Annotated in this window: 18 protein-coding genes; 4 read left to right on the forward strand and 14 right to left on the reverse strand. The window is 66.1% G+C overall.

Going from position 1 to position 21,369, the window contains the following annotated elements:
- Positions 1 to 229: 229 nt before the first annotated feature.
- Both speB and HMPREF3115_RS15470 read left to right on the forward strand, forming a co-directional pair.
- Positions 230 to 1,180, forward strand: coding sequence for an agmatinase (gene speB / locus HMPREF3115_RS15465; protein ID WP_070555004.1), 951 nt, complete (start codon positions 230 to 232; stop codon positions 1,178 to 1,180).
- A 35-nt stretch (positions 1,181 to 1,215) separates the two neighbouring features.
- Positions 1,216 to 2,697 carry an aldehyde dehydrogenase family protein gene (locus tag HMPREF3115_RS15470; RefSeq protein ID WP_070555036.1) on the forward strand — a complete coding sequence of 494 codons (1,482 nt, stop codon included), beginning with the start codon at positions 1,216 to 1,218 and terminating at the stop codon, positions 2,695 to 2,697.
- 217 nt (positions 2,698 to 2,914) lie between these two features.
- Here the strand turns inward: HMPREF3115_RS15470 and HMPREF3115_RS15475 are convergent, their stop codons facing one another.
- Positions 2,915 to 3,121: a hypothetical protein gene (locus HMPREF3115_RS15475; RefSeq protein WP_070555006.1), complete on the reverse strand. Its 207-nt coding sequence runs from the start codon at positions 3,119 to 3,121 to the stop codon at positions 2,915 to 2,917.
- Positions 3,122 to 3,151: 30 nt separating this feature from the next.
- Positions 3,152 to 4,471, reverse strand: coding sequence for a DUF3422 family protein (locus HMPREF3115_RS15480; RefSeq protein ID WP_070555009.1), 1,320 nt, complete (start codon positions 4,469 to 4,471; stop codon positions 3,152 to 3,154).
- A 141-nt stretch (positions 4,472 to 4,612) separates the two neighbouring features.
- Between HMPREF3115_RS15480 and HMPREF3115_RS15485 the strand changes: the two genes are divergently transcribed.
- Entirely contained in the window at positions 4,613 to 5,488 is an 876-nt protein-coding gene (locus HMPREF3115_RS15485) for a LysR family transcriptional regulator (protein WP_006397730.1), read from the forward strand.
- 97 nt (positions 5,489 to 5,585) lie between these two features.
- On the opposite strand, the gene HMPREF3115_RS15490 is transcribed toward HMPREF3115_RS15485, so the two are convergent.
- The 10 genes from HMPREF3115_RS15490 to HMPREF3115_RS15535 all read right to left on the reverse strand — a co-directional run bounded on the left by HMPREF3115_RS15490 (position 5,586) and on the right by HMPREF3115_RS15535 (position 16,493).
- Entirely contained in the window at positions 5,586 to 6,146 is a 561-nt protein-coding gene (locus HMPREF3115_RS15490; RefSeq protein ID WP_070555010.1) for a hypothetical protein, read from the reverse strand.
- A gap of 590 nt (positions 6,147 to 6,736) precedes the next feature.
- Positions 6,737 to 8,458 carry a ubiquinone-dependent pyruvate dehydrogenase gene (gene poxB / locus HMPREF3115_RS15495; protein WP_070555012.1) on the reverse strand — a complete coding sequence of 574 codons (1,722 nt, stop codon included), beginning with the start codon at positions 8,456 to 8,458 and terminating at the stop codon, positions 6,737 to 6,739.
- A 388-nt stretch (positions 8,459 to 8,846) separates the two neighbouring features.
- A complete protein-coding gene (locus tag HMPREF3115_RS15500) occupies positions 8,847 to 9,524 on the reverse strand; it encodes a hypothetical protein (protein WP_070555015.1) in 678 nt (225 codons plus the stop codon).
- A 155-nt stretch (positions 9,525 to 9,679) separates the two neighbouring features.
- Positions 9,680 to 10,228: a hypothetical protein gene (locus tag HMPREF3115_RS15505; RefSeq protein WP_070555017.1), complete on the reverse strand. Its 549-nt coding sequence runs from the start codon at positions 10,226 to 10,228 to the stop codon at positions 9,680 to 9,682.
- Positions 10,229 to 10,275: 47 nt separating this feature from the next.
- Positions 10,276 to 11,352, reverse strand: coding sequence for a hypothetical protein (locus HMPREF3115_RS15510; protein ID WP_227747559.1), 1,077 nt, complete (start codon positions 11,350 to 11,352; stop codon positions 10,276 to 10,278).
- 65 nt (positions 11,353 to 11,417) lie between these two features.
- Positions 11,418 to 11,912, reverse strand: coding sequence for a hypothetical protein (locus HMPREF3115_RS15515; protein ID WP_175835640.1), 495 nt, complete (start codon positions 11,910 to 11,912; stop codon positions 11,418 to 11,420).
- Between the two features lie 8 nt (positions 11,913 to 11,920).
- Positions 11,921 to 12,607: a pilus assembly protein gene (locus HMPREF3115_RS15520; protein ID WP_053298012.1), complete on the reverse strand. Its 687-nt coding sequence runs from the start codon at positions 12,605 to 12,607 to the stop codon at positions 11,921 to 11,923.
- A 17-nt stretch (positions 12,608 to 12,624) separates the two neighbouring features.
- Complete coding sequence (locus tag HMPREF3115_RS15525) at positions 12,625 to 14,778, reverse strand: TcfC E-set like domain-containing protein (protein WP_070555023.1); 2,154 nt, start codon at positions 14,776 to 14,778, stop codon at positions 12,625 to 12,627.
- Positions 14,779 to 15,014: 236 nt separating this feature from the next.
- The gene (locus HMPREF3115_RS15530; RefSeq protein WP_035488015.1) at positions 15,015 to 15,581 is read right to left on the reverse strand and encodes a CS1 type fimbrial major subunit; all 567 of its coding nucleotides are present in this window, start codon (positions 15,579 to 15,581) and stop codon (positions 15,015 to 15,017) included.
- 411 nt (positions 15,582 to 15,992) lie between these two features.
- Positions 15,993 to 16,493: an Lrp/AsnC family transcriptional regulator gene (locus tag HMPREF3115_RS15535; RefSeq protein ID WP_070555024.1), complete on the reverse strand. Its 501-nt coding sequence runs from the start codon at positions 16,491 to 16,493 to the stop codon at positions 15,993 to 15,995.
- A 190-nt stretch (positions 16,494 to 16,683) separates the two neighbouring features.
- Between HMPREF3115_RS15535 and HMPREF3115_RS15540 the strand changes: the two genes are divergently transcribed.
- Positions 16,684 to 17,700: a 1-aminocyclopropane-1-carboxylate deaminase gene (locus HMPREF3115_RS15540; RefSeq protein WP_070555026.1), complete on the forward strand. Its 1,017-nt coding sequence runs from the start codon at positions 16,684 to 16,686 to the stop codon at positions 17,698 to 17,700.
- A 49-nt stretch (positions 17,701 to 17,749) separates the two neighbouring features.
- Here HMPREF3115_RS15540 and HMPREF3115_RS15545 read toward each other — a convergent pair whose 3' ends face one another.
- Entirely contained in the window at positions 17,750 to 20,755 is a 3,006-nt protein-coding gene (locus HMPREF3115_RS15545; RefSeq protein WP_070555028.1) for an ATP-binding protein, read from the reverse strand.
- Positions 20,756 to 20,858: 103 nt separating this feature from the next.
- Positions 20,859 to 21,369: LuxR C-terminal-related transcriptional regulator (locus HMPREF3115_RS15550; RefSeq protein WP_256276210.1), on the reverse strand; the 511-nt coding region annotated here is incomplete at its 5' end.

Here is a 21,369-nt window from a genome sequence, read left to right on the forward strand (position 1 = left end):
CGCCGCTGCCGGCCGCCGCGCGCGGCGACGCGCACGATGTCGTGCCGGGTGACGACGCAGCGCCGAGCGCCGCCGCAGACTGACGCACGGCCGCGTTGCGCGCACTCGATGCGGCGGCGCCCGTTGCATCGAATGTCGTCGATGTGAACGTTGCGACTTCAAAATCTTCGCGCATGCGTTCTCCTCTACCATCGGCCGATCGCTTTCGATCGACCAGAGGAGACGCCCCATGCACCGCGAACTGAATCAACCGATGGGCGGCAACGAGATGCCGCGCTTTGGCGGCATCGCCACGATGATGCGCCTGCCGCAGGCCGACACGACCGACGGCCTCGACGCATGCTTCGTCGGCGTGCCGCTCGACCTCGGCACGTCGAACCGCTCGGGGTCGCGCTTCGGCCCGCGCCAGATCCGCGCCGAATCGGTGCTGCTGCGCCCCTACAACATGGCCACGCGCGCCGCGCCGTTCGATTCGCTGCAAGTCGCCGACATCGGCGACGTCGCGACGAACCCGTACGACCTGAAGGATTCGGTGCGCCGGATCGAGGCTGCGTACGACCGGATCGTCGCGAACGGCTGCCGCCCTATCACGCTCGGCGGCGATCACACGATCGCCTGGCCGATCCTGCGCGCGCTGCACCGGAAGTACGGCAAGGTCGCCGTCGTGCATGTCGATGCGCATGCGGACGTCAACGATACGATGTTCGGCGAAAAGATCGCGCACGGCACGCCGTTTCGCCGCGCGGTCGAAGACGGGCTGCTGCAATGCGACAAGGTCACGCAGATCGGCCTGCGCGGCACCGGCTATCACGCCGACGATTTCGACTGGTGCCGCGAGCAGGGTTTCACCGTCGTGCAGGCCGAAGCATGCTGGAACAAGTCGCTCGCGCCGCTGATGGCGCAGGTGCGCGAGCGCGTCGGCGACACGCCCGTTTATCTGAGCTTCGACATCGACGGTCTCGATCCGTCGTTCGCACCCGACACCGGCACGCCGGAGATCGGCGGGCTGTCCGTCCAGCAGGGACTCGAAATCGTGCGCGGGATGAAAGGCTTGAACATCGTCGGCGCGGATCTCGTCGAAGTGTCGCCGCCCTACGATCCGGCGGGCACCACGGCGCTCGTCGGCGCAAACCTCGCGTTCGAGATGCTGTGCGTGATGCCCGGCGTCGCGTACCGCTGACCTGAAACCGAACACCGACCGAGAGGATGAACCTCATGTCCACCGTTGAACGCTCCCCTTCCGCCGCGACGCTCGTGCTGCCCGCAGCGCAGATCGCCGGCCGTGCGGTTCGCACGCATTCCGACACGGCCGGCGCGCCGATCTGCAACGCGTCGACCGGTGCGACGATCGGCTGGCAGGAATTCGCGACGGCAGTGCATGTCGACGATGCGGTACGCGCGGCGCGCGATGCGTTTGCGGGCTGGCGCGACACGCCGCCCGCCGAGCGCGGCCGGATGCTCGCGGCGATCGCCGAACGCGTCGAAGCCGACCGCGCGCGGCTTGCGGCTTTGCAGATGCAGGTCAGCGGCAAGCCGCCGTTCGAAGCGGACGCCGATGTCGGCGACGTCGCCGCCACGTTCGCGTACTACGCGTCGCTGTGCGCGAACCCGGCGACGTTCGCCGCCGAACCGGTCGCGCTGCCGAACGAGTCGTTCGCGGCCGAGCGCTTTCATGACGCGGTCGGCGTCGCCGCACTGATCGTCCCGTGGAACTTCCCGATGGTGACGACCGCGTGGAAGCTCGCGCCCGCGCTCGCGGCCGGTTGCACGGTCGTGCTGAAGCCGTCCGAGCTAACCTCGCCGGCCGAACACGCGCTGCTCGAAATCGTCGCCGCGGCCGGCGTGCCGGCCGGTGTCGTCAACGTCGTGAACGGCGGCGCCGACGTCGGCGCGGCGCTGACCGCGCATCCGCTGATCGACAAGATTTCGTTTACGGGCAGCACCGCGGCCGGCCGTCATGTAATGCGCGCCGCGGCCGCGGACATGAAGCGCGTGACGCTCGAGCTCGGCGGCAAGTCCGCGCTGATCGTGCGCGACGATGCCGATCTCGAACTCGCGATTTCGCTGGCCGTCGCCGGTGCGTTCACGAACGCCGGGCAGATGTGTTCGGCCACCGCGCGCATCCTCGTGCACGACAGCGTGTATCGCCGCTTCATGGCCGCATTCGAGACGGCCGTGCGCGCGCTCGTCGTCGCGCCGCCGGATGTCGCCGATGTCGCGATGGGGCCGCTGATTTCGGCCGCGCAGCGCGCCCGGGTCGAAGCGCTGCTGCAACAGGGCATCGACACCGGCGCACGCGTCGCCTTCAGCGGACGCGTGGCCGATACGGGCGGCGACGGCTATTTCATGGCGCCCGTCGTGATCGCCGAGCCGGCTGCGGACAACGTACTGTGGACCGATGAAGTATTCGGCCCGGTCGCGTGCGTGAAATCGTTCCGTACCGACGACGAGGCGATCGCGCTCGCGAACGACACACGCTATGGGCTCGTCGCGACCGTCGTGACGCGCCACGCGGCGGCCGCGCGCCAGTTTCAGGCACGCGTGCGCGCGGGGCTCGTGTGGATCAACGCGCCGCAGCTCATCTATCCGCACGTTTGCTGGGGCGGCTTCGGGCTGAGCGGCATCGGACGCGAACTCGGCGTCGCGGGCCTGCGCAGCTATCAGGAATTGCGGCACGCGATGCGCGCGGTCGATTGACGGTGTCGTCGCGCGGCGGTCGAAGCACGACGTGCCGCGCGGCGACCTCATTCGATGCGGTCGTTGAGGGGGCACGCTCGCCGCCGCGCGGACGACGAAGCAAGCCGCATGAGAACCGCAGGCGAAAAGCAAAGCATCGCCACGCGAACGTCCGTCTTGCGGACGCCCGCGCAGCGTCGCCGTCGCGGTGCGCGCGATGCGTGCTATACGCCGCGCGTCAGTTGTATCCGAGAATCGCGACCGATGCGACGTCGGGCCGATCGACGCTACCGACGAGCGACACCATCGGCTCCTGCAGCACGGCCTGATACGAGGTCACGTGCGCTTCATCGGGCGCGCCGGCGTGATCGTGCATCGGCTCGTCGAAACCGTCGAAGCCATCGAAGCCGTCGAACAATTCGGATGGGTTCAGCGAAAAAGTCATCTCCGTTCCTTTGATACGTAGTCGTTTGTTTTAGCTTGCCTGCTTCAGTGCGGCGACTCGCACGGCGCCGCCGTCGTGTGCGGCTTCCGCGTGCGCGAGCTGCGCGCGCGTGCGCCGCGTAATGTGGATCACCGCGAACACCACCGGTGCAATCAGCAAGCCTTCGGCGAGCTCGGGATCGACCGGCAGCTTCATCACGTGCAGCGCCTTGAAGGCGGCGGTGGCGAGCGACAGCACGTAGTACGAGATCGCGGCGACCGACAGCCCTTCGACCGCATGCTGCAAATGCAGTTGATTGCGTGCGGTGCGCTCCATGCCGGCGAGCAGCCGCGTGACGTCCTTCTCCTGCGCGAGATTCACGCGCGTGCGCAGTAGATCGACCGCACGCGCGATGCGCGCGGCGATCTGCTCGTGACGTGCCCATACGCTGCGGCACGTCTCCATCGCGGGCGCGAAGCGCCGTTCCATGAATTCGGCGATCGTCGGCATCCCTTCGATGCGCTCCTCGCGCAATTCCTGGATGCGCGCGAGCACGAGCTTCTCGTAGGCGCGCGACGCGCTGAACCGGCCGCCCGCGCCCGACAGCGCTTCGACGCGCACCGCGAGATGCGTGAGCTTCACGAGCAGCGACGCATCGTCGTCGCCTGCGCCGCCCGCATCCATCTGCTGCATCAGCGCGTGCAGCGACGCGTGGATCTCGTCGAGTTCGCCGCTCATCCGGCGCGCGACCGGCAGCGCGAGCAGCGCCATCATCCGGTACGTCTCGATCTCGTATAGCCGCTGCAGCAGCCGGCCGCCCTGCTCCTCGCGGAAATCGTCGTCGATGACGAGAAAGCGCATGAAGCCGTCGTCGCGCACGTGCCAGTCGCAGAACACCTTGCCGCCGCCGAGGACGTTGCTGCCGACGAGGACGGGCCCGTCGATCCAGCGCCGCAGATCGGCGCACACGAGCCGCGCGGCGTCGCCGGACAGCAGCTCCATGCGCACCGCGACGAAGCGGATGCCCGCGAGCCGCGCGAACCACGCGGCCGGAATGCCTTCGATCGCAAGATCGTCGAAATAGCCGGTATCGCGGCGCGGCGCGACGAACGTGAACGTCGAGAACTCGGTGTGGCGCTCCCACTTCAGATACCAGCCGCAACGCGATTGCGCCGCATGGTGCGTCGCGCCTTCATGCGGCGCGGCGATGCCGGTGTCGCGACACAGCGCGTGCAGCAGCGTTTCGTGGAGATCGGGCTGCCCGTCCGCGTACACCGCGTAATGGGTGAGCGACACGGCCTCGGCGATCCGCAGAAACGGCCGGGCATGCAATTCGGCGGCCAGTGCGGCGCGCAACGGATGGTCGATCATCGATACACCACGCTTTCCTGTTCAGTGCTGCATGCTGCGCCGCATCGGGACGATACGGCCGGCTTGATTCCACTATGGCAGACACATAGCAACAATAAAAACGCATAATGTTGATCGTTGCCTTCAATTTTCCTGATACCGATGAAGATGCTCGATCACGACGTGCTGGCCACCGTCGTCGCCGTCGCGGAGACCGGCAACATGACGCGCGCGGCCGAGGCCGTGAACCGTTCGCAGTCCGCCGTCAGCATGCAGATCAAGAGCCTCGAGGACGCGATCGGCCGCCCGCTGTTCGTGCGCAAGCCGCGCAGCATCGTGCTCACACGCGAGGGCGAGGTGCTGCTCGGTTTCGCCAGACGAATGCTGGCGCTGCGCGACGAGGCGTGGGCGGCCGTCGTGCGGCCGGAGGTGACCGGCAAGGTCGTGATCGGCGTGCCGGACGACTATGCGTCGTCGCTGTTGCCGTCGGTCTTGAAGAAATTCTCGGCGACCTATCCGAAGGTCGAGATCCAGGTGATCGGGCTGCCGAGCAGTGCGCTCGCGCCGCTGCTGAAGGACGGCACCGTCGATCTCGTGTGCGGCACGCGCGTGAAGGGGCTGTCGGGCGATTTCGTGCGCCACGAGCCGATGGCGTGGGCGGCGATGACGAACGGCCCGCGCGTGTGGGAAGAACGGCCGCTGCCGATCGCGGTGTTCATGCCCGGCAGCGTCGCGCGAGAGAACGCGATCCGCAGCCTCGAACGCGCGAAGGTGCCGTACCGGACGTCGTATGAAAGCCCGAGCCTGCTCGGGCTGCTCAGCATGGTGGAAGCGGGTCTCGCGGTCGCGCCGCTCGCGCGTTGCGCGATTCCCGCGCAGCTGTCGATGCTCGGCCGCTCGCACGGATTGCCGGACCTGCCGCCGCTCGAACTGATTCTCGCGCGCAGCACCAAATCGAAACGTCCGCCGTGCGACTTTCTCGCCGAACAGTTGATGGAGGATCTGCAGCGTCAGACCGGGCAGGCCGGCGACGCGTAGCGAGGCCGCACGCCGTCTCGCATGCGGCGCGGCCCCGCGATGCGCGGCACGGCGGCAAGGCAGCCTGCCGTGCGACGCCGTTGCGTGTGGTGCGCCGTCACTTCGGCACGCCGAAGCCGGTCATCGCGAGCGCCGCGTTGACGATCGGCGCGACCGCGTCGACGAGCGCTTCGAGCGTGTCGCCGCGCACGTGCCGTCCGGGCGGCGGCACGAACTCGACGCGGCGGCCGCCCCATTGCGAGCCGGCCGTGACCGACAGCGTCGCGCCGAAGTGGTTGCCGTGGCGACGGCCGAACACGCCGATGCGTCGCTCGGCCACATACGCCTGCTCGGGAAGAAACAGCCGGATCTCGACGGCGACCTGATGCGGGTCCGCCGCACGCGCGTTCGCGTCGACGCCGGGCTCGAATGCCTTCGCGACGCGGAACGTAACGTGCGAGTCCCACGCGGCAAGCGGGCCGCCGGCTGCGTCGACGCGTTCGGTATCCACCGACCACTGGTGCCGCTCGGGCACCCGGATCGCCTGGCGTAGCAGCACGTCCGCCGCGCGAACCGTCATCATGATCTGCCGGGCAAGCTGCCTGCCCGACGGCAGCGCCTCGACACGCGCGCGGCGGCTGACCGAGCGCGCAATATGCACTTCTTCCGTGAGGTACATGAACCCTCCGTTATTTGGGCCAGCGCCGCGCACGCCGCGGCGCACCGACGTGAGCCGCCGGCTGACGCGACATGCGACGCGCGGGCGGCGAATGGATAGACAGCAATTGCCGTTCCTCCCCGGCCGGCGCCGGTGCGGCGCGCAGGAGGACCGTGCGTGCGCCTCGCCGGCGGCCGAAAAGCGTTTTTCGGGTCGGGTACGGACTTAGGGCGAACGCCGTCGCGCGTGGCGGCCGGCCTCGCCGGGCACGCTCCGGCGGGGCTGGGCACGGGTAGTGCAACTGCACCACACGGTAAAAACCGCGACGGCGATTCGGTCGGCAGGAAAGGGACATATGGCGGCGGTCGACCGATGCAGAAGGTCGGCTGTTGAAGATGTAGCAAGCTTGCGACAGCCGACATAAAGGCCGTGCAAAAAAGCGGCCTGCTCGTGCAAAAACGGCAAGCATGACGACCGATGCGGCGCATGCGAGCGTCGAACGGGCGTGCGATCGGGCCCCGCCACGGCCTCGCAGCGGGGCCCGATGCGGCGCGCCCCGGTCGCTTGGCGAAGGCCGCGCGGCGCCCGTATCTTTGCCGCGCGTGGGCGCGTTACCGCAAATTGGTCTTCGCCAACTCGACGATCTCGTCTCCGCGTCCGCTCAGGATCGCGCGCAGCATGAACAGGCTGAACCCCTTCGCATGCGCGAGTTCGATCTTCGGCGGCATCGCCAGTTCGTACTTCGACGTGACGACGTCGACGAGGGCCGGCCCGTCGTGCGCGAACGCCGTGCGCAGCGCGTGCTCGACGTTCTCCGAATGTTCGACGCGTACGCTGAAAATGCCCGCGCCTTTCGCAATCGCCGCAAAATCCGTCGCGCTCAAATCGACGTTCGTATCGAGATACCCCGCCGCCTTCAGTTCCATCGACACGAAACCGAGCAGGCTGTTGTTGTAGACGACGATCTTGATCGGCAGATTGAGCTGGCGCGCGCTCAGCAGATCGCCGAGCAGCATCGACAGCCCACCGTCGCCGGACAGCGACACGACCTGCCGCCCCGGATGCGCGCCCTGCGCGCCGAGCGCCTGCGGCATCGCGTTCGCCATCGAGCCGTGATTGAACGAGCCGTGCAGCTGACGCTTGCCGTTCATCGTCAGATAGCGCGCGGCCCATAGCGTGGGCGTGCCGACATCGGCCGTGAAGATCGCGTCGTCGGCCGCGACTTCGTCGACGATCTTCGTCAGGTACTGCGGATGAATCGCGCGGCCGGGCGGCTCGGCCACCGCGAGATCGTCGAGCCCCTTGCGCGCGGCCGCATAGTGCTTCAGCGCGTTCTCGAGGAAGCGACGTTGCGTCTTGCGCGTCAGGCGCGGCAGCAGCGCCGCGATCGTCTCCTTCACGGTGCCGACCAGGCCGAGCGCAAGCGGCGCGCGATGGCCGAGCTGCGAACCCTTCCAGTCGATCTGCGCGATCTTTGCATTCGACGGATAGAACGGCCGGTACGGAAAATCCGTGCCGAGCATCAGCAGCGTGTCGCAGGACTCCATCGCGTGATAGCCGGAACTGAAACCGATCAGCCCCGTCATCCCGACGTCGAACGGGTTGTCCCATTCGACGAACTGCTTGCCGCGCAGCGCATGCACGACCGGCGCGCCGAGCGTGTCCGCCAGTGCGACGACTTCGTCGTGCGCGCCTTGCGTGCCGCTGCCGCATAGCAGCGTGACGGCGTCGGACGCGTTCAGCAGCGCCGCGAGCCGGTCGAGATCGGCGTCGGCCGGCACGATGGACGGCGGCGCCGCGTCGTGCCAGCGCGGCGCTTCGTCAGGACCGTCGCCGAGCGCGATGTCGCCCGGCAGCACGATCACGGCGACGCCGCGCGCTTCGATCGCGGTGCGCATAGCGCGCGCCAGCAGCCGTGGGAACTGCGACGCGTTGGTCACCAGTTCCGCAAAGTGACTGCATTCGCGGAACAGTTCCTGCGGATGGGTTTCCTGGAAATAGCCGAGGCCGATCTCGGTCGACGGGATGTGCGCGGCAATCGCGAGCACCGGCTGATGATTGCGATGGCAGTCGTAGAGCCCGTTGATCAAGTGCAGGTTGCCGGGGCCGCAGCTGCCCGCACACACGGCGAGCCGCCCGGTCGACGCGGCATCGGCGCCGGCCGCGAACGCCGCGCTTTCCTCGTGCCGCGTATGCATCCAGCGGATCGAGCCGATCTGGCTCAGGCTGAACGACAGCCCGTTCAGGCTGTCGCCGGTCACGCCCCAGATACGCTCGACGCCCGCCGCCGCAAGCGTCTTCGCCAGATATTCCGCCATCGTCTGTCTTGCCATGATGCCCTCGCTCGCAGGTTGGGTTGCGCGACATGCCGGTTTCCGCGCGCGCCGGCTCGTCGTGCGTGCCGGCGCGGCACCTCTGCGCATGATAGACAAACGCCGGAATCGGCGTCCTGAACGCGAATCCGTGCGCATCGTGCCGCCGCGCGGGAAGTTCGCGGCGGCCGTCATCGGTTCGTCAGATCGGCGACAAGTAGACGAAACTGGCGGGCATGTCCACGCTAAACCGGCAACGCCTGCGCCGAAACAATTTCCTTGAGCGCCATGACAATCGGCAACGACGCGACGGATATACCCGAATCGCCTCCCCGTCCGCGCGAGCGCTCTCCATGCGGAAGATCGATCGGGCCTTCGCCGAAATCGCGATATGCAATACGCGACGATGTCACGACGTGCCGGCACCAGCCTGCTCCGGACAGGCCGCCTGCCCCGGCACCGACACGACACGCCCTTTCAGCGGCAACGGCACGCCCGGATAGACGTTGAAATCGTCGAGCACGCGCCCGTCCACTTGCGCGCCCTTGACCGTATGTCGAACGTTGCCGGTTGCGGTCAGGCGTGCGCCCGTCGCATCGCAGGTCATCGAGAGTCCTGCGCGAGTGCGGTTCGGCAACTGGCGCACCAGCCCACTGAACGCCAGGCTGACGAGCACGGTCCCGGTCGCGCTCGCCTTTTCTCCGGAGGAGACTTTCAACACGGGTTTCACGTCGAGGCGATACACCGTCTCGGTTTCCACCGCGCGCAGCGACTTCAGCGTGATCGTCTTGCTCTGGCCGGGCGCCAAACTGATCTTGAACGGGAACGCGTACAGCGCTGGCCGGTCGCTCTCGCCAACCGGTTCGACCTTTTCTTCGGCCAGCGGCACACCGGGATTCATCAGGCGCGACAGCGAAATGCTCACGTATTCCGGGCGATCGCCGTTGTTGACGATCTGGACGGCAGTTTCCTGGCCGTCGACGACGACTTCCTTCGGTATCAGATCGATCGCGGCCAGCACCGATGCCGGCATCATCAGGTACGCGGTGAACGTTGCGAAGAAGCGGGCAAGCACGGATAGATTCATCGTGAACGATTTGGCGGAGGTTCGCGCTGCAGGCGGTCATCGCAGCCCGAAGCGGCACCCGGACGGCAACGCGTCGCGCGTGCCGGAGAGCAAGGCCGAACCGGCGGCGGGTGTGCCGTAGCCGCGGCGCGCGCACGACGACGGCTACGAGCGCGTCAGCGCGTCTTGATGGTGGGCTCGAATGTGAGCGACAGCACGCCGCTGTATGTGCCGGCGGTCGCCTTGAAGTCGCCCGCTGGCGGATACGCGGCAACCGCCAGCGTGTAGTACCCGACCGAATCCTCGCCGGCGACCGGCGGCACGGGATTGCTGAACGTCGTGCCCTGCCCCGTCACGATCGACTTCGGCTGGCCGCCATCCGGTGCCAGCGTGACGGACGGCCGCTGGAACATCTTCTGCGTGTCTGCCTGATTGCGGATCTCGAGCGGCGTGTCCAGGCGCACCTGAAACGTGCCGCTCGTCGACAGCACGCGCAGCCGCGCTTCCACTTCGTAGGGCGCATCCCAGCCGCCCAACTGCTTCATTTCGAGGCCGCTGTCGAACCAGCCGCCCTTTTCGTCGGTGACGTCGAAGGTGCCCCGCGGCGCGACGGTGGCCGTGATCGTGCTGCTCGTCTTGCCGCTAAGCGTGACCTCCTGCGCCATCGCGAGAACCGGCAACATACACGCGGCAATCAGCCCGTATCCGGCGATGCGTTTTGTCATATTGACTCCCATGCTCTGGTGACCCGAACTGGCACACTGGCGCGCCGTCAGGTTTTAGTGACGACCGTAAACGTCAGGACATCGTGGTATTGCCCGACTTTCGCATCGGCAGGCACGTTGGTCGTGAATGTCGGCATCCAGCACGATAGCCCGCCGGAATCCAGCGGAACGGTCATGCCGCCCGTATTCGGCAACGGTACATTCACCGCTCCGTTGGATAACTCCACGGCGTACGGAATGGTGTCCGTTCCATTCTTCAGCCGATAGCGGCCGTTGACCGTACCTGCCGCACTGGTCGCATCGATCACGAAGCGCTTGCCGTTGACCGCGCTGCCCGAATATTTGAAGCAGAGAGCGTCCTCGATATTGGAAAAGGACTTCTTTGCCTCGCCGCGCGGCAATTCGCCAAGATCCCAGTTCGGGGCAGTGACGTCGATCGCGACCGACCGCGGCGGTTCCGGTGGCGTGGTCGGATTCACGACGTTGCAGCTGCCCGGTCCACCATAACGCGCGATATACGCCGCGCCTTTAATCTCGGCGACATCGTAGCCGGTCATGCCCGTACCGGGGAGGTAGCCGGGATCGGCCGGAGCGGTGTAGTTTCCGGCGCGAATGGACAACGCGGGCCAGTCTTCCACTTTGGCATTGTCGACGATCACCCTGACGGGTGCCGTGAACGCCCTGGTAATCCCCCACTCGGAATAGCTCGGCGGATTAGTGCCGGAGCCTACTATGTACCCGTTATACATGACGTAGCCCATCCCGGAGTACGCGATCGAATGCCGAATGTTACCCATGAAAACCGCCTGTGCAACGTCACTGCTTTGGAGCATGGTGCCATTCTTGTCGTACGCGTAGACCATTATCCCGCGCGAGAGGAACGCCTGGCCCCAGGTTCGACCCTCAGTGGCCTTGAAATCGATCGATACGCGGAGCGTGCTGGTTCCGTTTCCGTTATCGGTCCACGAACACGAGTGATATCGGTCGCTGACATCGTATTCCACCAGTTCGTATTTGGCATACGCGTGATCGACAACGAAAAATGCAAGCATCGGGAATGTGAACGCGATCCATCGCATTCTTTCCGTCGCACGCCTGATTACCGCTGAAATAATGGTCAACATAAGCTCCTTGCCTCTCTCGCCGACGCGCCCTCGCGCTCGCGTACGTCGCTACCGCGACGACACTGTTATCGCTTTTCGCGGCCCAGGTGATAAATCACCGCGCCGTATCCCACACTGACAAAAAGCGGCGCGGGACCGTGCTCGGCATCGCGCCCTTCAATCCTGATCCGTTCGTTCGGCCGGAACGTCACGCGCCACACCTGCGTTTCCTCCGGTACGGCGAACGCCTTCAACGTCATCCGGTACTTCTGCCCCGGCGCGAGCGACAGCCGGTTCGGCGTAACCAGCAAGCCGGGACGCGGCACCTCGTCGATCGGCGCACGCTGTTCCGGCATGTGGCCCGGATTCGTCACCAGTTCCTGCGACACCGTCAGGTAAAGCGGCGTGTCGCCCACGTTCTCGACCCACAATTCGCCCGGCGGCTTGTCAGGCTCGAGCGTCAATTCCGGCCGCGACAGCTTCAGAATGCCGGCCGCGACACTGCTCGCGCAGTACGCGGCGATCAGCACGCCGGCGGCACAACGTCGCGCACCGGCGGCGAGCGCGCGTGCTGCCGGCATGCGCACCGTCATTCGCATGTCAGCGTCACGGGCTTGTCGCCCGCATCCAGCTTGATCTGCTTCGTCGCGAAGTGCTGCGGCATGCCGGGGAATACGGCGACCGTCTGCGCCGGCTGGCCGTCGCCGACGGTGACGTCGTGGAACACCGAGCGGACGGTGCCCGTGCTTTCCAGCGTGATCCCCCCGTTCTCGCAGCGATGCGTCCACGCTGCATGCTGCTTCAACGGCTTCGGCAAATGTCGAACCAGTACGCCATAACCGATCGACACCGACAGCGGCGCGGTGATCTTGTCCTTCGGCGCCTCGTCGACCTTCAGCGACTTGACCGGGATGATATAGAGCCGATAGAGCTCTTCGTGCGGCACTTCCGTCAGCGACTGGAGCGTGATCTGCCGCGACTGGTTCGGACCCAGCGTCAGCTTGTCGGGGCTTGCGATCAGGCCGGGCCGCTCGAGATCGCCGAGATCGACCTTCTGTTCCGGCGTGATGCCGGGGTTCATCACCTTCTGGACCGAAATGGACAGATACATCGGCTCGTCGCCCATGTTCTTGACCGTCACGCGCTGGTCGTGCTCGCTGACGACACGTGTCGTCGCGGGCGTCACCATCAATTCCCCGGCCGCAAATGCCGGAATCGCCACGGCGGCTAACAGTCCTGCCACCAGCGACAACATGCCTGTCGGTTTGAACGTCATATTTTTCATCCTTCGTGTTACTGCGCGACGCCCGCGCTGCAGCGGTAGTACGACCCGCTCGCATCCTTCAGGCTGCACGTGTACTGATAACCGTCGCCGGCGACCGTGAGGTCCGACAACATCTTCTTGCTGACGATCGAGAACAAGCCGTTGCGGTAGACGGTGTCGCCGGTCTCGGCGATCTTCCCGCTGATCGGCTTGCCGTCGTGGTCGGTCAGGAATCCGCTGTAGATCATGTTGATATCGACCTTCGCGCTGGCCGAATACACCTGGCCCGGATGTGCGCGCAGGATGTTCGCCGGCACCTCGATGTTCATGTCGAGCTTGCTGCTGTTGCTCAGCACGCGGGCGAACGGCACGTCGCTATATGCGTTGAGCGGCACCGCATAGGTGCTGTTGCCGCCGACCGGGTTGCCTTCGACGTTGAAGCCGTATTTCATCCCGTCGATGTTCGGCGTGCGCAGCAGCATCGCGCTGCCGCTGCCGCTGTAGCGGCCGAATGCGATACCTTCCCGGCTCGCTGCGAACATGCCCCGATAGTTGAAGTCGAGATTCGCGGCGTCGCCGTTGTAGCCGAGGTTCAGCGATGCATCGCCGCGCGTGCCCGAACGGGTGCCATAGACGTTCATCCCATAGTCGCGGCCAACCCGGCTGCCCGTCACGCCCAGCGTGGTCGTGCCGAAACCGTCCCGGAAATCCTTCCGGTAGTCACCGCTCAACTGCGTCTGGCCGCCCGAATGCGCGGCGTTGAAGCTCGCCTGCGTCCTGTCGAGCTGCATCGTCATGTTGAAATAGACGCCGTAGCCGCCACTGCCGGAGTTACGCACGAAGCTGCCCTTCTGCACGCCGAGCGCAAAGGTCGCCCACAGGCCGTTCGGACGATAGTTCCAGCGCACTTCGGCCTGGTGCGTCTGGTTGAACGGCGAGCGCTGGTAGTTGTAGCTGGCCGTCGCGCGACGAATGTTCCGGCTGTACGACACGCTCGTGCTCGACGTGCCCGTGTAGAAGCGCGACACGTCGTTGTTCAGATACCGGCTGACCATCACGTTGCCGAGCACTTCGTTGCTCGCGGCCAGCGTCACGTAGCCGCCCGCACCGCGCTCGCCGCCCAGCACGCCGAGCGTTGGCGAAAGATCGATGCCGGCGAGCATCGTCGGCCGCGTGACGTTGATTTCGGCCGCCCAGTCTCCGCCGTGACCGACCAGCGTCGACGCGTTCATGTAGAACTGGCGGAAATTGCGGCTCATCGCGGCTTCCATCAGGAAGCCGCCCTGCTCGCGCATCTCCTTGCCGACCGTGAAGCGCCACGCATTGCCGGCGGTCCTGCCGAAGTTGACGTTGTTGATCTCGCGGACTTCCTGGCTCACCACGTGGCCGCTGCGATCGACGAGGCGTACCTCCACCGGGTAGTAGCCGCCGGGCAGATCCGCGAAGCTGATCTCGTTGCGGCCGAGCGCGGCGGGCCGCTTCAGGATCAGGCGTCCGCTGCGATAGAACTCGTAGTTCCCTTCGGCAGTCGCATACAGGATCAGCGAGCCCACGCTACGGTTGACCTGCAGATTGCGCTGGCTGCCGACCGTCACGAAGTGGTCGAAGCCCGGCGACAGCAGCGTGCTGACCGCCCCCGATGCATAGTCGATGCTGTTCTGCTTGCCCGCACGAACATACGTGCTGGCGAAGTTCTTCTGCAGGTAGTACGACGAGACGCCCTGCGTACCGATGCTGTTGCCGCGCGTCTCGGTGTGGTTCACATACCAGCTCAGATAGCCGAAGCTCTGCGAGGGCAAGCCGACCCACGTCGTGCCGTTCACGTTGAACGCGCGATAGCTGTCCGTCGATGCGCGCACGTCGACCGACTGGTTGTTGACGAGCCCGAACGCGGTTTTCGGCACGAGATAGTCTTCGCGCGTATCGCGGATCGAGATCGACCGCCTCAGCTTGTCGATCGTGACGTAGTAGCCGGCGATTTCGACATCGCAACCGTTGCGGCAACGCTTGTAGTCGAGCTGCGACACGACACCGCGGATCGTATCGACGTCGTCCGGCGAGATGCCGTTCGCCGCATATTTCTGCGCATCGAATTCGAGGGATGCGGCGGTTGCCGAATATCGAATAAACCCCGGAAGCGTTCTGCCCTTGAACGTCGCGACATAGTTTGCGCTATCGTCCATTTCAGCCGCAGTGAACCCTTCAGGTACGCCATACGATACCTTTACTTCTGCGTACGAGTGCGAAGAAACAAACAACAGGAATGCACCCAGCCACAGCTTGTTGAATTGAAACGGGGCTTGAAAGGCAGACACGCTTTTTTCTATGAAATGGGATCTGAATTCGAATCGGCTATGGAAATCGGAATGATTCGATGAGGGGAAAACGGCCCCGGTGAGCCCGGGGCCGAAAAGCTGGCTTACTGGCCGGAGCCGCCCGAGCCGCCCGAGCCGCCGCCTGCTGCTGCCACCGGCTCGAACAGCATCACGAGATCGCCGCTGTAGCTGCCGTTCGTGCTGCGGTTGCCGACCTTCGTCGGTGCGTCGACGGCGATCGTCAGATCGTGCAATTCGTCATAGCCGCCATTGCCCGTGACGACCTGCGTGATCTTTTCCTGCTTGCCGAAAGCAACGGTCTTGTTGCCGGCGGCGCTTGCCAGCGTCACGACCGGGTTCGCCATCGAATAGCCGTTGCCCGACGACAGCTTCAGCTCCTGTGCCAGCGACACGTTGAAGTCTGCGCCCTTGGTCCACACGCGGATCGGCAGCGTCTTTTGGAACTTCGCCTGCTTGTAGTCCGTCGCTTCCAGCTCTTCCGTCGAGTACCACGACGAACCATCCGGCTTCGAGACGAAAATGCCGTCGTTGATCTGCGCGGTCAGCGTGATCTTCTTCGACACTTGATTGTCGTTCGCGGGCGCAGCGTGAGCGAGACCGATCAGTGCACCGCTCACACCCAGAGCTACGACGAGTTGGCTAACTTTCATATCTATATTTCTCTAGAAAAATGGTTTTCCGAAACCGAGGCATTTCGCCCGACATGTGGAATTGCACTCCACGGACGAAATAGTGAATTGATCAGAAGGAATGTTAAATAGGATGATTTCTATAATTGGGGGATGGGGGGATAGGACGAGCGCGAAATTCTCTTTTTTTTTGCTCTCGCTTCGTTCTCCACAACGAAACGTCACGCTTTTTTCACATTTCAAGTACCGCGAACGTGCACCGGTCGTCACGCACGGGCGGACCGCCCATCACGGTGCGGATCGGCGCTCGAGACGCGTCGGCGCCGATCCGGCTGCATCCAGAACCGGCGCATCGAGCAGCCGCATCGATTCGTTAGATGCCGACAGGCAAACGAAACCGGCGGGCGCCGCCGACGCACCGAACGACTCGCGCTAAACCGGCAACGCATGCGTCGAAAGAATTTCCTTGAGCACCATGAACGACCTCACCTGCCGCACACCCGGCAGATAGAGCAATTGCTCGGCGTGCAGCCGATTGAAACTCTCGTTGTCGCGCGTGCGCACCAGCATGAAGTAGTCGAATTCGCCGGTCACGACATGGCATTCGACGCATCCCGACACTTCCTGCGCCGCCGTCTCGAATGCAGCGAACGCTTCGGGCGTCGAGCGGTCGAGCACGAAGCCGATCACGACCAGCATGCCGGCCCCGAGCTGCTTCGGGTCGAGCAGCGCGACGATTCCGCGGATCAGCCCCATCTCCTTCAACCGCTCGACGCGCCGCAGGCATGCGGGCGCACTGAGCTTCACTTTCGCGGCGAGGCTCACGTTCGAGATCGACGCGTCCCGCTGCAGTTGCCGAAGAATCGCGCGGTCGATGCGATCGAGCGTCGGCGCGACATCGCCGGGCGACGCAGCCTTCCTGTCTAATTTCATTGCGTGTTTCTCCAATTCGACGAACTGAAATTTCCGAATCGACGTGATTGTCTTCCGCAACGTAGGCCGACGCGATTTATTTCGCAAGCTCATTTCGTGTCCACGTTCGTATCATTTTCCGACGGGCTGCGCGGCCGCCGGCCATGCGCGAACGATCCCGCCTCTCTCTCTACGTCCCCGGAGCACGCCGATGAACCTGCAACGCTTCCCTCGTTATCCGCTGACGTTCGGCCCGACGCCGATCCAGCCGCTCAAGCGCCTGAGCGATCACCTCGGCGGCAAGGTCGAGCTCTACGCGAAACGCGAGGACTGCAACAGCGGTCTCGCGTTCGGCGGCAACAAGACGCGCAAGCTCGAATACCTGATTCCGGACGCGCTCGAGCAGCGCGCGGATACGCTCGTGTCGATCGGCGGCGTCCAGTCGAACCAGACGCGGCAGGTCGCGGCCGTCGCCGCGCATCTCGGCATGAAGTGCGTGCTGGTGCAGGAGCATTGGGTGAACTACGACGATCCCGTCTACGACCGCGTCGGCAACATTCAGCTATCGCGCATGATGGGCGCCGACGTGCGGCTCGTGCCGGACGGCTTCGACATCGGCATTCGCCGCAGCTGGGAGGAAGCGCTCGAAAGCGTGCGACAGGCGGGCGGGCGGCCGTATCCGATTCCGGCCGGCTGCTCCGAACATCCGCTCGGCGGCCTCGGCTTCGTCGGCTTCGCGGAAGAAGTGCGCGCGCAGGAGGCGCAGCTCGGCATACGCTTCGACTACATCGTCGTCTGCTCGGTCACGGGCAGCACGCAGGCCGGGATGGTCGTCGGCTTCGCGGCCGACGGACGCGCGGACCGCGTGATCGGCATCGACGCGTCGGCGACGCCCGCGCGCACGCGCGAGCAAATCACCCGCATCGCGCGTCATACGGCCGAGCTCGTCGACCTCGGCCGCGATATGACGGACGCCGACGTCGTGCTCGACACGCGTTATGCCGGCCCCGAGTACGGGTTGCCGAACGAAGGCACGCTGGAAGCGATCCGGCTCTGCGCGCGGCTCGAAGGCGTGCTGACCGATCCCGTCTACGAAGGGAAATCGATGCACGGCATGATCGACAAGGTGCGGCGTGGGGAATTCGAGCCGGGAGCGAAGGTGCTGTACGCGCATCTCGGCGGTGTGCCCGCGTTGAGCGCATACAGCGCGATCTTCGCGGACGGTTGACGCGATCCGGCCGCGGGCGCGATGCGCGTTGCCCGATACGTGGGATGCGTTACGCGTCGGCGTCGAGCCGGGCCAGCGCACGCGCGATCGCGTGCTGGAAGTCCGGCCAGTTCGCGTCGACGGTCCCCGCCTCGACCGCGCGCTCCATCGCCGCGCAGGCATCACACGCATCGGCATCGCCGGCAAGCGCGAAACCGCCTCGCATCGAATGCAGTTCGAGCCGCAGCGTCGCGACATCGCCGCGTGCCGCCGCGTCGCCGAGCAATGCCATCGAGCGGCGCGTTGCCGCGCGCAGCGTATCGCGCACGTCGTCCGACAACACGGACGGTGCGTCGTACGCGACATCCGCCGTATCGCGCGCCGATACGGCGCGCTGGCCGGCATGCCGCGTCAGCGCCGCATCGAGCACCGCGATCGACAACGGCTTCAGCACGAGCTCCGCGATGCCGACCTGCTCGCAGCGACGATAGTCGTCCTCCGTCGCGTGCGCGGTCATCGCGATCACGGGCACGCCCGCACGCTGCTCGCGCAGGAAATTCGCGAGTGCATAACCGTCGAGTTCCGGCATCCCGAGATCGGTCAGCACGACGTCGAACGGCGCTTCGAAGAACGCGCGCATCGCCTGGATGCCGTTCTCGACGATCGTCGCGCTGTGATGCAGCGCTTCCAGCTGATCGCGCAGCAGCGCGCGGCTCGCCGGATGGTCTTCGGCGACCAGCACGCGAATCGGCGCCGCGTCGCGCGCGACGTCGATGCTACCCGGCGCCGCTTGCGCCGTCGCGCCCGGCTGCGCGGCGCGCCAGTTCGGCGGCGCTTCCGGCAGCGGCAACGTCACGCACATCGTCGTGCCTTCGCGTTCGCGGCTGTCGACGGTGAGATCGCCGTGCATCAGCATCGCGATGCGCCGGCACAGCGGCAGCCCGAGCCCCGTGCCGCCGAAGCGGCGGTAGATCGACGCGTCGGCCTGGATGTACACGTCGAACAGCGTCGGCACGCTGTCGGCCGGTATCCCGATCCCGGTGTCCGCGACGCGGATCTCGACGCGCGCGCCGCCCGCGCCGCGCACCACACGTCGCGCATCGATCGACACGCAGCCGCGCTCCGTGAACTTGATCGCGTTGTCGACGAGATTCGACACGATCTGACGCAGCCGCACCGGGTCGCCGACGTATCCGTCGGCCAGCTCGGGCGCCACGCGGCACGTCAGCTCCAACCCTTTCGCGCTCGCGAGCGGGCGATAGAACGCGGCGATGTCGTCCAGTACGTCGCGCACGTCGAACGGGATGCGCTCGATCGTCATCTGGTTCGACTCGGCCTTCGACAGGTCGAGCACGTCGTCGATGATCCGCAGCAACGCGTCCGATGACGACGCGATCGTGTCGAGCCGCCGCCGCTCGGTCGGCGCGAGCGGCGCGCGCGCCATCAGCTCGAGGTTGCCGACGATCGCGTTCAGCGGCGTGCGGATCTCGTGGCTCATCGTCGCGAGGAATGTCGACTTCGCCTTGTTCGCGGACTCCGCGGCGACGCGCGCCTCGTGCAGCTTCTGCTCCATCTGCTTGCGCGCGGTGATGTCGGTGAGCGTGCACAGCAGCGCGTCGACACCGCGATAGCGCGTACGCATGATGTTCGCGACGACATGCGGCGTATCGGGCCGGTCCGGAGCGATCGGCAGCTCGCACGTGACGACCTTCGCGTAGCCGCTAGCGTCGCGATGCTCGCGATAGGCGCGCCACAGCCGCTTGCCGAGCGGCGCGTCCGACGTCAGCCGCTCGTAGCGCGTCATCGTTTCGTTGCAGACGATGTCGTCGCCGTCCGCGAGCGACAACAGCGCGAGGCCTGCCGGCGCGGTGCGGATCAACGCGCGGTTCAGCGCATCGCTTTCGATCAGCCGGATCGCACGGCGATAGGCCGGACGCAGCGCGCGCCGATCGAACGCGACGACCGCGAGCCACAGCGCGGCGATCGCGAACAGCGCCGCGCCGGCCGTCGCACCGAGCGACGCCGCCAGCGCTTCGACGACGCTGCGCCACGAGAACGTCGTGACGAACACGAGATCGGATTCGGGCAGACGATCGCCGATCACGAAGCGCGTGCCGACGCGATGCACGGCCGCACGCACGTCGCCCGGCGCACGCGCGAACACAAGCGCACGCTCGACGAGCGCCGCCGGGACCGGCGCGCCGATCGCGACCGTTCCGCGCGCGTCGACGAGCGCATGCGTGTCGTCCGCATAGTCGGGCTTCATGATCGCGCCGACCTGCGCACGCATGTTGATCACGAGCCAGGCGATCGGCTGCCCGGACGCATCGCGCACGGGCCGCGAGAGTCGCCATACGGGGCGGCCGAGCAGCGTATCGTCGCGCGTGTCGAGCAGCGCGTCGTCGCGGCCGTCGATCGTGCGCAGCGGCACGCCGATACCGCGGTGCGGCTCGACGCTGCGAATCAGCGCATGCATGTCGATCGCATCGAGCCGGCCCGTCAGCCGGCCGACCGGCTGAACGCCGACGATGCCGATGAAGTCGCCCCCCGTGCCGATCAGATAGGCGCTGAGCCCCGCGTTGATCGTGTGCGGCATCGACACCGCGATCATGTCGGTCTGCTGAAACAGCAGCGCGACGTACCGCGAATACGCTGCGGCGCCGCGATCGTGCGTAAGGTCCGCGAGCACGGCGGTCGACGGCATCCCCGCGCGGCCGCTGACGATCAGCCGGCCGTGCGCGTCGTCGAGCCGGCGTAGCTGAGCGGGCGTCGCGCGCGGATCGGTGCGCTCGAACATCTCGATGCTGTCCGCGTGATGCGTGAGCAGCGCGTTCGCGACCTGCAGCTCCGCATGCAGCTCGGCCTCGCGCCCGAGAAACGCGGAGCGCGCCCGCGCGAGGAAGTCCGACACGTCGAGCAAGACGATCAACACCGCGCAGGCGAGGATAAACACGGTGACGGCCGCGCCGCCGCCGTACAGCAGCGCGCGCTGCTGACGGCGCACGCGGGCCGGCTCGAATCGTTTGACGGTGGCGGACGCGCTGCGCGCGGCGAGCTTTTTCAGTTCCTTGGGCATACGCTCGGCTGCTGAGGGAGGCGCATGGGCGCCGGGGCGGTGGAGACGATCGCCGCGCACGCGCATGCCGCTGCGACATGCATGACGCAGCGGCGCGGCGCGATCACGGCCGGGCCTTCTGCTGCGTATTGCCGGCCGGATCGGGCAGCATGCCTTCATCGGCGAACCGGATCAGATCCGCATCGCGGACGATGCCGAGCTTCTTCATCGCGCTCGCCTTCTGCGAACTGATCGTCTGCTTGCTGCGATGCAGTTGCGCGGCGATCTCGCCGACGGTCATGCCCGCGGCGTACAGGCGTACGACTTCGATTTCCCGCGTGGTGAGCCGCCGCTCGGTGACCGACGAGCCGGCGCTGTCGAGCAGATGCCGGATGTGCGGCGACTGATAATCGGCACACACGAACGCCGCGTGGACGGCGCCGACCAGATGCGAGATCGCATCGGACTTGCTTAGAATGCAGCCGACGCCTTGCCGGCGGATCGCATGCAGCACGCTCGGGTTGTCGATCATCGTGATCGTCACGATCCGCAGCGCCGGATAGCGGCGCTGCAGGAACGACAGCAGCACGAGCCCGTCGCCGAACTTGCCGCCCGGCATCACGTAGTCGAGCACC

It is taken from the genome of Burkholderia sp. HMSC10F09, assembly GCF_001806955.1.
Taxonomy (GTDB): Bacteria; Pseudomonadota; Gammaproteobacteria; order Burkholderiales; family Burkholderiaceae; genus Burkholderia; species Burkholderia multivorans.